The organism is Paenibacillus sp. S02, assembly GCF_019454065.1.
Taxonomy (GTDB): domain Bacteria; phylum Bacillota; class Bacilli; order Paenibacillales; family Paenibacillaceae; genus Paenibacillus; species Paenibacillus polymyxa_B.
The window spans coordinates 3,099,417-3,112,944 of sequence record NZ_CP073682.1 but is presented as its reverse complement, the minus strand read 5'-3'; the positions used below and the strand labels follow the sequence as shown (position 1 = coordinate 3,112,944).

The window sequence follows — 13,528 nt, the reverse complement described above, 5'->3', positions numbered from 1 at the left end:
TATATTCATTCTATACGTCATTCATCATGTCATTGAGATGCGAATTCTTCAACGATTGTGTTGTGATTTGCATGTTTTTCAAGTAGTCGATTTTATAGATACAGGAGTAAATCACATTTAATACATACTCAAAGGCAATTTGCGACGAAAATGTACCAATCTTGGCATGTTTTACTTCGTCATTAGGCACTTGGATACAGATATTACTGAGTTTGGCCAATTCATTTTGATTGGTTGCTGTAATTGTGATAAAAGGGATATTTTCATGTGCGAAATGCCGTGCTGCTTTTAAAAAAATCGGCGACTTTCCGTGGTAAGTTAAAAACACAGCGCAGTCCTGTGTCGTAAGATTAGCCGTATGGTAAGCCCATTCAGACAGCTCCGTGGCTATGACTACGTACTTGTTTATTTTTACCAATTTATTTTGAAAACTTTTCGCACGGATTTGTGAATCGCCTAACGCATATATAAAGATTCTTTTTGCTTGATCCAGCAGTAGGGCTGTTTGCGACAATAAATCATCATCCATGAATGTAAAGTTTTTTTCAATCGTTTCTTTCATTAATTCTGCAATTTCTTTCGCCACTTGAAGTGGGGATTCATCAAAACCGAATGGATAGTTGGGATCTACATTGGAAATGTTCTGGGTATTCTGCTGAAATTCCCGAGCAAGTTTGATTATAAACTCCTTGAAGCCCGATACCCCAAGTTTATGTGTTAATCGATTAATCGCGGAATGCGAAGTATATGTTGCCTTTGCAAGCTCCTGAATATTTAAGTGCAGGATACTTTCCTTGTGAATCAAAATATAGGACGCAATGCTTTTTTCGTTTGGTGTAAAGTTTTGCATTTCTGATAATTGCATCAGTATTTTCAACAGGTTCACTCCGGTTCAATTGAAATAACGTTTGATAAATAATATGAAATAAACATTTTGTTTAAAAATAAACAACCATTTTTAAAAATAATCGGTTGATTGTACCATTTTGGCGGCAAATCCTTTACGATCAACGTTCTTCTTCTATAATAAATGAAAAAGAGCCTAAGGGGGAAATAATATGCTTACCATCGGTTATATTGGAAATGGGAAAAGCACGAACCGTTATCATCTTCCTTTTTCATTGAACAGAGATGATTTGAAAGTGAAGACGATATACGCACGTAATCCAGATAAAGGGGAATGGGAAAAAATCCCTGACGTGCTGTATACAGATAATATTGAATCTCTAATGAACGATAAGGAGATTCAGTTGATTGTTATCTGTACACCTGTAGAATCCCACTACGACTATGCAAAAATGGCGCTTGACCACGGGAAAAATGTACTTGTTGAGAAACCTTTTATGTTAACCAAAGAAGAAGCCGTGTCGATCTTCCAATATGCTAAAGAGAAAAATCTGGTTATACAATGCTATCAGAATAGACGTTACGACTCGGATTTCCTCACTACCCAGAAGGTTATTGAATCAGGAAAACTTGGAGATTTGCTGGAAGTGGAGATGCATTACGATTATTATCGCCCTGAGGTCCCGAACTCCACTTCTCATTTTTCCAAGTATAACAGTTACCTATATGGACATGGCGTTCATACCATTGACCAGGTTCTTTCCTATTTTGGGAAGCCGGACACAATCCATTACGATGTTCGTCAATTGCTGGGTTCTGGGAGAATGAATGATTACTTTGATCTGGATTTTTATTATCCCTCGCTCAAGGTATCCATCAAATCCAGCTTTTTTCGCTTAAAAGAGCGGCCGAGTTTTGTTGTATACGGCAAAAAAGGCGTTTTTATAAAGCAAACGAAGGATCGTCAGGAGGAGCATCTGAAATTATACTATCTGCCTAAGGGACACGCCGATTTCGGCATCGACCTGCCCGAGCATTACGGCATCTTAACATATCTGGATGATAAAGGCGAGTATCATGAAGAAAAAGTCGTTTCTGAAAAGGGAGACTATGCCCGAGTGTATGACGATATTTATCAGTCGATCGTATTTGGTAAAGAAAAAGTGATTAAAGACGAAGAAACGATAATTTGTATGGAAATACTTGAAAAAGGTATAGAGGAGTGCAACTAAAATGAAGTTGGGAATTGTCGGAGCAGGGATGATCGTAGGGGATCTATTGAGCTTTATTCAGGAAATCCCGGCCATTTTATTAAAGGGCATTTGTTCTAGACCTAGCCACCAGGAGAAATTACTGGATTTGAAAAGTAAATATGGAATATCTCAGATTTATTCGGATTACAGTGAGATGCTGATGAACCGTGATGTGGATACAGTTTATATCGGGTTGCCTAATCATCTTCATTATTCATATGCCAAAGAAGCATTATTGAGTGGTAAACATGTCATTTGTGAGAAGCCGTTTACTTCCAATTTGCAAGAATTTCTAGAGCTAAAAGAAATTGCTCAGCAAAGAAAACTGGTATTGGTGGAAGCCATAACGAATCAATATTTGAAAAATTATTTGTCAATAAAGGAGTATCTACCTAAACTTGGTGAGATCAAAATAGTTGAATGCAACTATTCTCAATACTCATCTCGATATGAAGCTTTCAAAGCGGGAATAATCCAGCCTGCGTTTAATCCGGAAATGTCCGGTGGAGCCTTGATGGATATTAATTTATATAATATTCATTTTGTTGTTGGATTCTTCGGGAGCCCTAAGAAAGTGGAGTATTGGGCGAACATGGAGCGTGGAATTGATACTTCAGGTATGCTGCTGCTTGATTACGGTGATTTCAAGTGTGTCTGCATAGGTTCAAAAGATAGTACGGCCCCCAATGCCGTGAACATTCAAGGCAATAAGGGCTATATACACATGGCAAGTTCAGCTAATATATGCGACTGCTTTGATTACACTGCGAATAAGGAAACGCCAATTCGGGTTGACTTAAAAGATCATCCGCATCGAATGTATGACGAATTCGTTGAGTTTGATCGTATCATCGAAGAAAAAGATTTTGGAAAAGTCTCGGATATGCTTGAACATAGCGAGAAGGTCATGAATGTCATTGAGAAAGCCAAGCAGTCCGCCAATCTTGTATTTGGCCCTGATAAACACGATCTATAATACTTTTAGATCAGTTAACGAACTGAATGTTAAAGAAGCAACTCGCTAGGGTTGCTTCTGACTCGCTGATTTGAGAGTAGCAGACATAGTAGCCTGCTACTCTTTTTTTATCAGATTCACAATTTCCGGTCCAACAGCATGCCTATTTGCTCTGCCATCTCGACAGGAGGGAGAGGTTTATCATTCAAAAACCACCACTCCATAATCCCTACCACAGCGGACGCTGCATAACGGACAACCACCTCTTCGTTTAGTCCCCGATTTCTTGCTTCATTCATGTCGACCTCTTCCCGAAGTTCATCGATCATAAATTCAAGAAACTGAGTGCGGAAGTAAGGGGCGCCTTTGCTCACCAGCATCGTGGAGAAAAATAAATAGTTAGCCTCAAAATATTCAAACCAAACAATTTCGGCCTCTGTAAAGCTCAAATGAGCCGATTCAATACATAATCTTCGAAGTTCATTGATGTGTGCAGCGATCAGCTTATCCAGCAAATCATATTTGTCCACGTAATGAAGATAGATGGTTCCCCGGCTTACATTCGCTTTGTCGGATAGATCCTGAATCGTAATATGGTCGAAACTCTTTTCGGCCATCAACTCCGTTAATGCTTTTTTCAAGGCTTCCTGTGTTTTGAGTATTCTCCTGTCCACTTTCACTGTGTTCAACCCCTAAACTTCTAAATGATAATTGACTGTTTTAACTTATATGTCTATTAATGAACAAATCAAGCGTATTTAACAATTGCAAGCATTCTGTATCATCTTATAATAATAGACACAAGTTCAATAATGTATCTCTTTCAATTATAGATGCATTTATATGAAGGATCAATGCAAATGAAGAAAGAGGAGATATCACATGTCAGATACTCAAAAACTTACGGCTGCACAGCGAACGATTGGGCTTTCATTTGAGTAAAGCCAAAGACAACGGCCTGACGGAAGAGGAACTGATCGAAGTCATTACCCATCTTGCCTTTATGCGGGCTGGCCGAAGGCGATGTCCGCTATTACAGTGGCCAAAGAACTATTCGCAAAAGAAAACCAAGTCTCAAAGCAAACATTTTATATCCAATCTCAGAACCTCAATTAAGCAATTCAAATTAGAAAGGATGTTCATTCTCTATGTCCAATATTCAAGATAAAGTCGTTATTATTACAGGTGCTTCCAGCGGAATCGGAGAGGCAGCGGCCAAAGAACTGGCATCTAAAGGTGCGAAGCTTGTGCTGGCGGCTCGCCGTGAGGATCGTTTACAAAAGCTGCAAGAAGAAGTTGAACAAAGCGGGGGTACAGCCATCTACAAAGTAACCGATGTGACATCGCATGAACAAGTGGAGGAGTTGGCTTCGTATGCACTTCAAGAGTTTGGGAAAATCGACGTACTTATCAATAATGCCGGAGTCATGCCGCAATCGTTTCTCTTTAAGAAGAAAATTAATGAATGGGATATGATGATTGATATTAATATCAAGGGCCTTTTGTACGGGATTGCTGCTGTTCTGCCTGCGATGCGGGAACAGAAATCTGGCCATATCATTAATCTGTCTTCTATTGCCGGACATAATGTCTACCCCGGCGGCACTGTATATTGCGCGACCAAACATGCCGTAAGGGCGATTACAGAAGGTTTACGTCAAGAAGAGGCGATCAGCGGTACCCAGATTCGTACAACGAATATCTCACCAGGAGCTGTCAGCACTGAATTGACAGAGGGAATCACGGATGCAGAGTTAAAACAAGCCTACGATGAGTTATATCAAGGAGCGATTAAAGCGGAAAGTATCGCACGTGCGATTGCTTTTGCGATTGAAGAGCCAGGAGATGTTGCGATCAATGAAATGATTATTCGCCCTACCACACAACAGGCGTAAGTCAACATCAGGAGGAATGACGATGAATTATCGTACAGTAGGAAAAACAGGAATCAAGGTTTCTAATTTATGTTTTGGCACGATGTCCTTCGGCGGAAATGCCGATAAAGAAACATCCAAAAAAATGTTCAACCGCTCCCGCGAAGCTGGTATTAACTTTTTCGATACAGCAAACGTGTACAGCCAGGGTCGCTCCGAAGAAATTCTGGGCGAGTGCATCGAGGACTGCCGGGATGAGATTGTACTGAGCACCAAAGTTTTCTATCCGATGGGACAGGACGTAAATACTAGGGGGCTTTCCCGCCGTCATATCATGCTTGAAGTGGAAAACAGTCTGCGACGCCTGAAGACGGACCGCATCGACTTCTACTTCGTGCATATATTCGACGAAAATACGCCAATGGAGGAGACGCTTCGTGCACTCGACGATCTCCAAGCGCTGGGTAAAATCCTTTACCCAGCGGTGAGCAACTGGTCGGCCTGGCAGATTGCCAAAGCGGTCGGCATCTCTGCCAAGGAGGAGCTGGCACGCTTTGAATTGATCCAGCCGATGTACAACCTGGTCAAATGTCAGGCTGAGGTAGAAATCCTGCCTCTTGCCGCTTCCGAGCAGATTGGGGTCACTTCGTACAGCCCTCTGGGAGTCGGGATTCTTACGGGCAAATACGGAACGAACAAACGACCGGAGCAAGGACGGCTGGTCGAAGAGCAGCGGTATACGGACCGCTATGCGGATGAAATGAATTTTGCCGTCGCCGACCGCTTTACTGCACATGCAGCAGAACGAGGCGTGAAGCCCTCAACGCTTGCGGTAGCTGGGCGATGTCCAATCCTATGATCACGGCGCCAATTATTGGCGCAAGAAACCTCGCGCAGCTGGAAGACTCACTGGACGCTGTCGATGTAGAGATGACTCCAGAGTGGCGCGATGAGATTTCCAGACTTTCGGTGACTCCCGCGCCTGCTACAGACCGGGGTGAGACGCTGCTGCCGAATTGGGCCTAGTCATTCATGACCTGGTCATATTTTTCCTTCAATCGCTTGATGTCCGCTCTCGGAGGAGCACCGAACGTGCGGGAGTATTCACGGCTGAATTGGGAAGAGCTCTCGTAACCAACCCTGAAAGCGACGTCTGCGGCGTCCGCCGATTCAGCCAATAAGATGCGGCGAGCTTCCTGAAGTCTCAGCTGTTTTTGGAACTGAATTGGGCTCATGGCGGTTACCTCTTTAAAATGCCGATGGAACGAAGAAACACTCATGCTGGCGGTGTCTGCAAGATCTTCGATCCGAAAAGACTGGTCCCAATTTCGGACAATATGGTCGATAGCTTCCCGGATCCGATAGGTGCTGCTTCCTTCGACTGCAATCTGAGCCAATTCGACTCCATAGGGCCCCTGCAGCAGCCTGTACAGAATCTCCCTCGTGTAAAGCGGGGCGAGAAATGGGATTTCTCCCGGGGTGTCCAGCAGACGGGCAAGCCTGAGCACGGCGTCCTGAATGGACGATTCCATCCGGCCGACGAACAGGGCACGCTTGGCATTATCTTTTGACGTGACCTTAATATCACAATCGTTCAGCACTTCAAGGATCTGGTTCTGTGTAAATTCGAGCTTGAGACTCAGGTAAGGAGAGTCAGCAGACGCTTTTATAATTTGACCGATCACAGGCAGATTCATGGAAGCGATCAGATAATTGGACGGTCCATATTCAAATCTCTCCTGTGCCAGCAAAATTTCTTTCAGACCTTGAACGACAACACAAAAAGAAGGCTTGTAAACCCGATACGCGGGCTCAGTTATGCTGGAATGCTGATAGAAAAATAGGGAAGGGATCGCCGTTTCCTTGGTGCTATTCTGAAGCGAGTGACGCTCGATTAATCCGGTAAGCTCCTGTTGCTGTTGAATAAGGTTCTCGGACATTCAAATCCTCCTTGCAGGTTTGTCTGGTCCCATTATAAGACTTATCCGCCTGTAGCAACAGTAGCCGTAATAGGATTGGGCAATCATTTAAGACGAATGAGATATCGCTTCGCTTTTTCTGTTCGGCATAATAAGACTAAGCTCACAGAATCAAGCAAGGGGGAGAACAATATAACAGCTGAAGCGGATGGAGTGACAGAAGCCTCTAAACTACCGTAAGCATAACGACATTATCAAAGAACAAGTTTAAAAAAGGGAGGAGATGAATTATTTGAATCGTTGGTTTAGGAACTTATTGGTTCAAAGGCTTATCACATTAATAGAGTTTGAAGAACATGAATTTTTCAAAAAATTATATAATAGTTCTCTTGATAGGATAGTAAGCCAATTAACTAATGGAAAATAATAACATTTATAATGACCAACTCTCTAACTAAATAAAAATAGAATCATATTAAGAAAGGAAGATGTATGATGGAAAAGCGTAAATTGGGAAATAGCGGTCTGGAAGTTTCCGCAATCGGACTTGGATGCATGGGAATGAGTTACGGTTATGGACCGGCTTCGGACCAAAAGGAAATGATCTCGGTCATTCGGAAAGCGGTCGAGCGTGGCGTGACTTTCTTTGATACTGCCGAAGTATACGGACCCTACACGAATGAAGAACTCTTGGGCGAAGCTCTTCTTCCTGTTCGAGATCAAGTCGTGATTGCCACGAAGTTCGGCTTCAATATCCAGGATGGCAAGCAGTACGGGATGAACAGTCGCCCTGAGCATATCAAGAAAGTTGCCGAAGAATCGCTTAGACGGCTCAAGATTGAAGCCATCGACCTGTACTATCAGCACCGGGTCGATCCAGATGTGCCGATCGAAGAGGTAGCGGGAGCCGTGCAAGATCTGATCCGGGAAGGAAAGGTGAAGCACTGGGGATTGTCTGAAGCAGGAGTGAAGACCATTCGTCGTGCACACGCGGTTCAGCCACTCACTGCAATTCAGAGTGAATATTCCCTGTGGTGGAGACGCCCCGAAGAGGAACTCCTCCCTGCCCTAGAGGAGCTCGGTATTGGCTTCGTTCCGTTCAGTCCTTTGGGCAAGGGGTACCTGACGGGGAGTTTTAATGCAAATACGACATTCAATCATGGCGACTTGCGTAGCGTTCTTCCACGTTTTACTCCAGAAGCCCTGGAGGCCAATCAGGTGCTGGTCGACCTGCTTAAAGAGATGGCTGAGCAGTTAAAAGCAACGCCAGCCCAAATCGCACTCTCCTGGCTGCTAGCCCAGAAGCCGTGGATCGTTCCAATCCCGGGCACACGGAAATTAAGCCGTCTGGAAGAAAATCTAGGCGCAGTGGACATTGAACTCACATCCGAAGATGTGCGCAATATTAACAGCGCAGCCTCGCAGATCACTTTGATGGGCGCCAGATATACGGAGGAACTGGAGAGAAGAACGGGTCTTTGATCTAATTCTTCAAGTCATATCCCGGTCTTGAGAAAGTCTCTTTTGTTAACGTAAATAATTGAGATGAGAAATCGTATTTCTCCGCGATATTAAAATCCTGTCCTGCCTTATGAGGCGGAGTGAGTAAAGTCCGATGTTCATTAACTTGCTGCCTGTAAACCAGGCAGTTTCATTTTTTTCAAAGGGACTTAGCAGACGGTAAAAAGTAGTAAGATTTCGATGCTGACGCGACGTAGACCTTCGGCAAGGGAATTTTGCATCGATTCTACGTGCTGAGTACGAATCTTACCGCCCATATGGAAACTGTTGAATGCCTGTAAATAACATTAAAATCATCCCTAAAATCGAAATAGCGGCAGTCATGGACGAGGAAATAAAGTCCTAGAACTGCCGCTATTTTATTGAACTTTCGTACCCGTTAGCGCAATAGTTAATAAACATTTATTTGTTCGCGGCACCGACTGCTGGGACTGGGATATTCCGTTCAATCTGCTGGCAAGCAGGAATTGCGAGACAATGTCCTTTCAGTAGAGAAATGAGCTTATTCATCTTTGAAGCACGCTTTTTGGGATTGACAGAGGTATGGCTGCATGAGAAAATGTACGCGCGTACATAAAATGATTTGGAGGTGGGTAATATCGTTTCGCGCAAGGAAGTAGCAGAACTTTCCGGCGTGTCTGAAGCGACGGTATCCCGGGTCTTAAATGCAGTAGGTCCTATCAAAGAGGATACGCGGAGAAGGGTTCTGGACGCAGCTAATCAGCTTGGATATGTTCCCAGTGCGCTGGCCCGTAACTTTGCCCGAAGCAAGAGTGGCCATCTTGGTGTAGTTATGCCTTATGTCCCGAAGGCGCACCTGTTCTCAGCCTATTTTTTCTCTGAGATGCTGAGTGGTATCGGAAGCAAGGCCAGAGACAGCGGGCTCGATCTGCTTCTATTGTTCCGGAAGCCGGGGGAACGGATTGATTACAGTAGTCTTTTCCGCCAGCAAAGGATCGATACCTGTATCATCCTTGGAGCCAGGGATGACCACGATGAGGTGGAAGCTCTAAAGAGACTTCAGGAAGAAGGGCGTCCGTTCTGCGTCATGAATCACCATTTTGAAGGGCAATCGTTCTGTGAAGTGGATGCAGACCATGTGGAAGGCAGCCGGGCGGCTGTAAGTCACCTCATCGAGCAGGGATACAAGCGGATTGCCTTTCTCAACGGCCCGGATATCTATTCCAATAGTACTGAGCGAATGAAGGGTTACCGTACCGCGCTTCAGGAGGCTGGTATTGAATATGACCACGATCTGCTTCTGGAAGGTAACTACAGCCGTCGAAGCGGGCTCGAAGCCTCAGCTACAATAGCAGACAAATTGAATGATATTGATGCCGTATTTGCGGCGAACGACCGGATGGCCCTCGGGGTAATGCAGGGTCTCCGTGAGCGCGGACTGCCAGTTGACCGGTTCCCAGCGTTTGTAGGCTATGACGATTCGGATGCGGCTGAGATGGCTGTTCCGCCGCTTAGCAGTGTCCGCGTTCCTTTTTATGAGATGGGAGAGCTTGCAGCCACGAAGCTTATACCCGATTCTCTGGACCTTATTCCAGCCCTGGAACTGATCGGATCCGACTCGATAAGAGAACTCCTGTCCACAGAGCTGATTATCAGGGCGTCATCCATTCGTCCATAACACCAATCGTCAAAAACTCGTTGAAACTCAGACCCATAAGGAGGATCACGACATGTCTAATCGTCTTCGTATCGGAATGGTTGGTTACAAATTTATGGGCAAGGCTCACAGCAACGCTTACCGTAGTCTACCCATGTTCTTCCCAGATGCCCCGCTGCAGCCAGAGATGTCCGTTATCTGTGGACGCAACGCGCAGGGGGTTCAGGCGGCTGCCCGCCAGTTCGGCTGGACCGAAAGTGTTACGGATTGGCGTGATCTAGTGAAACGTAACGATATTGATCTCATTGATATTAACGCCCCGAGTAATGCCCATAAGGAAATTGTCGTTGAGGCTGCCCTCCATGGCAAGCATCTGTTCTGTGAGAAGCCGCTTGCACTCTCGCTGGCGGATTCCCGTGACATGCTGCAGGTAGCAGAGGAAGCAGGGGTCAGACATATGGTAGGCTTCAACTACCGCTTTTCTCCGGCTGTTCAGCTGGCAAAGCAGCTAGTCGAGAGTGGTCGCCTAGGCAAAATTTATCATTTCCGTGCTTTCTTCCTTCAAGACTGGATCATGGACCCGTCCTTCCCGCTGGTATGGCGGCTGCAAAAAGAAGTGGCCGGTTCTGGCTCTCATGGTGATCTTGGCGCCCATCTGATTGATCTCGCTCGCTTCTTGGTCGGCGAGTTCCATGAAGTGATCGGCATGAGCGAGACATTCATCAAACGGCGCCCGTTGGCTTTGGAGATGAGCGGGTTGAGCTCCAAAAGGAGTGCTGAAGCAAATGCTCCGATGGGAGAAGTGACAGTCGATGATGCCACGCTGTTCCTGGCACGCTTCACCGGAGGTGCGCTGGGCAGCTTCGAGGCCACACGTTTTGCTGCCGGACATCGGAGCACAAATTCATTCGAGATCAACGGTAGCCTAGGCAGCGTGCGGTTTGACTTTGAACGAATGAACGAACTGGAAGTGTATTTCACACAGGATGAGGAGGACGTTCAGGGCTTTCGCCGCGTACTCGCCACCGATCCGGCACATAAGTACTCTGAAGCCTGGTGGCCTGCAGGACATACAATTGGATTCGAGCATACCTTCACCCACGAGATGCTTGAGATGTTGAGTGCCATCTCCGAAGGACGACAACCTTCGCCGAACTTCCACGACGGTGTCGCTTGTCAGGCTGTGCTTGAAGCGGTAGAACGATCCATAGAGGAACGCCGCTGGGTATCCATTGAAGAAATGTAGTATAACAATACATTCCGAAAGGTGAGTGGATTAAAGATGCGCAAGGCACTGATTGTATGGGGTGGATGGAACGGACATGAGCCGGAGCAGGTGGCGGCCATTTTTGAACGCATTTTGAAGGAAGAGCAGTTCGAGGTGGAGGTGTCTAATACCCTTGAAGCCTACCAGGATGCAGAGAAACTGCTTGACCTGGACTTGATCGTTCCAATGTGGACCATGGGACAGATTGAGCAGGAACTAGTCAATAATGTCTCAGCAGCCGTTCAAAGCGGTGTAGGTCTCACAGGCTGCCATGGCGGCATGTGTGATGCCTTCCGGAACAACGTGGACTGGCAGTTCATGACAGGCGGGCAATGGGTTGCGCATCCCGGCAATGACGGGGTGGAGTACATGGTGAGCATGAAGCGCGGCTCCAGCCCACTTCTAGAGCACATTAAGGATTTTCAGGTCAAAAGCGAGCAGTATTACCTCCACGTAGACCCGGCAGTTGAAGTGCTGGCAACCACACGCTTCCCGGTCGTAACAGGTCCCCATTCAGCCAATGGGCCAGTGGATATGCCTGTTGTATGGACGAAGCGCTGGGGGAACGGACGCGTCTTCTACAATTCGTTGGGCCATCACGCAGATATCATAGATATGCCTCAAGTGACCGAGATGATGCGCAGCGGGTTTCTGTGGGCAGCAGCAGGCAAACAGGCGGTGGCCACCCAGGGCAGCTCTCTGGCAGAGGCTTATACAGGCATGACAGACAACCAGCAGCGGTAACGTGGATCGGATGAATTGGTAGTACCTCTGGCAAAGAGTTTGACCACCTGAACTCACCATGGTCAGAAAGGGACAGAGCACAGAAGGAGAACAGACAACACGGACGGTAATACCGTTAGGCATGTGCCCTTATGCAATGATGTCCTGATTGAATTCGTATTGCCAGTCTCTAATAGTATCCGATGAAATAAAAGAATGCCATTATCCATTTTTTCTGAAGAAGAAGGGAGCCCAGGCATGAACAAAATGAAAGTAGGCATTATCGGGTGTGGTAAAATTAGCGGAATTTACATGGAAAATTGCCATCGTTTCGACATTCTAGAGCTGTACGCAGTAGCGGATCTGGACCAAGGTCGGGCAGAGGAGCAGGCGGTAGCGTTTAATGTTCCGAATGTATATTCGGTAGATGAGATTTTGGCTGATCCGGAGATCGAACTCATTATTAATTTGACCATTCCGGGCGTTCACGCCGACGTTTGTCTCAGAGCTCTTGAGGCAGGCAAGCATGTTTATGTGGAGAAGCCACTTGCCGTCACCCGTGAGCAGGGGCAGGCTGTCTTGGATCTTGCTCATCAAAAGGGACTGCTTGTCGGCTGCGCACCGGAGACCTTCTTCGGTTCCGGTATACAGACATCATTGAAGCTGATTGAAGACGGAGTCATTGGGAGTCCGGTAGCCGCTACGGCTTTCATGATGAGCCGTGGACATGAACATTGGCATCCTGATCCTGAATTTTATTATGCAGTCGGCGGCGGTCCAATGTTTGATATGGGCCCCTATTATTTGACGGCTCTGGTGCAATTGCTGGGTCCGATTGCTACCATTTCGGGCATGACAAGCAAGGCGATGGATCAACGAATGATTACGAGCGAGAAAAAGAGAGGCCAGACCATCCCGGTCGATATACCGACCCATGTGGCCGGATTGCTGCGCTTCAAGCAGGGGGCTGTCGGCACGCTGATTACCAGCTTTGACATCTTTGGTGGAAGCACTCTGCCACCGATCGAGGTATACGGCACTCATGGCACGCTACAGGTGCCTGACCCGAACACGTTCGGAGGGCCAGTTCGCTATAGGCTGCTAGGCGAGCAAGAATGGACAGAGGTACCGCTGCTGCCGGGCTACCAGGAGAACACAAGGGGCATCGGTGTTGCCGATATGGCCTACGCTATCCGCAGCGGACGTCCTCACCGCGCCAGTGGTGAATTGGCCTATCATGTGCTGGAGGCGATGTGGGCGTTCCACGATTCCTCCGATCAGCAGACCTTCTATCCAATGCAAAGCACATGTCTGCGTCCGGCGGCTTTACCGGAAAACCTGCCTTTGCATACGTTAGATACGTAAACTAATGTAATTTTTACATCCCGCTTGGAATGTTCATTTCTATTGAAAAGAAGACTTCAGCTCTGTTTTGACCGCGGCTTTGGAGTCTTCTTAGTTCATTTTCGGGAAATTCGACAGATCGAGAAGTTGTGGAAGTCCTTTTTAATAAATAGGATAGGGGTTGGAGGCGTCAGGCGTAGTGAATTCT

At 46.4% G+C, this 13,528-nt stretch carries 12 protein-coding genes and 1 pseudogene; 10 read left to right on the top strand and 3 right to left on the bottom strand.

The features are described from left to right. Positions 1 to 10: 10 nt before the first annotated feature. On the bottom strand, positions 11 to 877 hold the full coding sequence (locus KAI36_RS13640) for a MurR/RpiR family transcriptional regulator (protein WP_220025131.1): 867 nt from the start codon (positions 875 to 877) through the stop codon (positions 11 to 13). A 181-nt stretch (positions 878 to 1,058) separates the two neighbouring features. Here KAI36_RS13640 and KAI36_RS13635 point away from each other — a divergent pair, with 181 nt between their 5' ends. Together KAI36_RS13635 and KAI36_RS13630 are read left to right on the top strand one after the other, a co-directional pair. Next, entirely contained in the window at positions 1,059 to 2,078 is a 1,020-nt protein-coding gene (locus tag KAI36_RS13635; RefSeq protein WP_220025130.1) for a Gfo/Idh/MocA family oxidoreductase, read from the top strand. Between the two features lies 1 nt (position 2,079). Further along, a complete protein-coding gene (locus KAI36_RS13630; protein ID WP_220025129.1) occupies positions 2,080 to 3,075 on the top strand; it encodes a Gfo/Idh/MocA family protein in 996 nt (331 codons plus the stop codon). Between the two features lie 116 nt (positions 3,076 to 3,191). On the opposite strand, the gene KAI36_RS13625 is transcribed toward KAI36_RS13630, so the two are convergent. Continuing rightward, positions 3,192 to 3,734 carry a TetR/AcrR family transcriptional regulator gene (locus KAI36_RS13625; RefSeq protein ID WP_023988832.1) on the bottom strand — a complete coding sequence of 181 codons (543 nt, stop codon included), beginning with the start codon at positions 3,732 to 3,734 and terminating at the stop codon, positions 3,192 to 3,194. A 242-nt stretch (positions 3,735 to 3,976) separates the two neighbouring features. Here KAI36_RS13625 and KAI36_RS27720 point away from each other — a divergent pair, with 242 nt between their 5' ends. The 3 genes and pseudogenes from KAI36_RS27720 to KAI36_RS13610 form a co-directional block, all read left to right on the top strand. After that, a complete protein-coding gene (locus KAI36_RS27720; protein ID WP_375162973.1) occupies positions 3,977 to 4,222 on the top strand; it encodes a carboxymuconolactone decarboxylase family protein in 246 nt (81 codons plus the stop codon). After that, on the top strand, positions 4,203 to 4,949 hold the full coding sequence (locus KAI36_RS13615; RefSeq protein ID WP_025722787.1) for an SDR family oxidoreductase: 747 nt from the start codon (positions 4,203 to 4,205) through the stop codon (positions 4,947 to 4,949). The genes KAI36_RS27720 and KAI36_RS13615 overlap by 20 nt, the downstream gene beginning before the upstream one ends. 16 nt (positions 4,950 to 4,965) lie before the next feature. Continuing rightward, positions 4,966 to 5,825, top strand: a pseudogene (locus KAI36_RS13610) (aldo/keto reductase); the annotation flags it as partial. A 125-nt stretch (positions 5,826 to 5,950) separates the two neighbouring features. Here the strand turns inward: KAI36_RS13610 and KAI36_RS13605 are convergent. Continuing rightward, positions 5,951 to 6,868 (bottom strand): AraC family transcriptional regulator, encoded by a 918-nt coding sequence (locus KAI36_RS13605; protein WP_025722789.1) that lies wholly within the window; start codon positions 6,866 to 6,868, stop codon positions 5,951 to 5,953. A 474-nt stretch (positions 6,869 to 7,342) separates the two neighbouring features. Between KAI36_RS13605 and KAI36_RS13600 the strand changes: the two genes are divergently transcribed. The 5 genes from KAI36_RS13600 (at position 7,343) to KAI36_RS13580 (ending at position 13,341) form a co-directional block, all read left to right on the top strand. Continuing rightward, a complete protein-coding gene (locus KAI36_RS13600) occupies positions 7,343 to 8,329 on the top strand; it encodes an aldo/keto reductase (RefSeq protein ID WP_258296954.1) in 987 nt (328 codons plus the stop codon). A 622-nt stretch (positions 8,330 to 8,951) separates the two neighbouring features. Further along, positions 8,952 to 10,007: a LacI family DNA-binding transcriptional regulator gene (locus tag KAI36_RS13595; RefSeq protein WP_220025127.1), complete on the top strand. Its 1,056-nt coding sequence runs from the start codon at positions 8,952 to 8,954 to the stop codon at positions 10,005 to 10,007. A 52-nt stretch (positions 10,008 to 10,059) separates the two neighbouring features. Further along, positions 10,060 to 11,232 carry a Gfo/Idh/MocA family protein gene (locus KAI36_RS13590; RefSeq protein ID WP_220025126.1) on the top strand — a complete coding sequence of 391 codons (1,173 nt, stop codon included), beginning with the start codon at positions 10,060 to 10,062 and terminating at the stop codon, positions 11,230 to 11,232. A 36-nt stretch (positions 11,233 to 11,268) separates the two neighbouring features. After that, positions 11,269 to 11,997, top strand: coding sequence for a ThuA domain-containing protein (locus tag KAI36_RS13585; protein WP_220028126.1), 729 nt, complete (start codon positions 11,269 to 11,271; stop codon positions 11,995 to 11,997). Positions 11,998 to 12,234: 237 nt separating this feature from the next. Beyond that, complete coding sequence (locus tag KAI36_RS13580) at positions 12,235 to 13,341, top strand: Gfo/Idh/MocA family protein (RefSeq protein ID WP_220025125.1); 1,107 nt, start codon at positions 12,235 to 12,237, stop codon at positions 13,339 to 13,341. Positions 13,342 to 13,528: the final 187 nt, after the last annotated feature.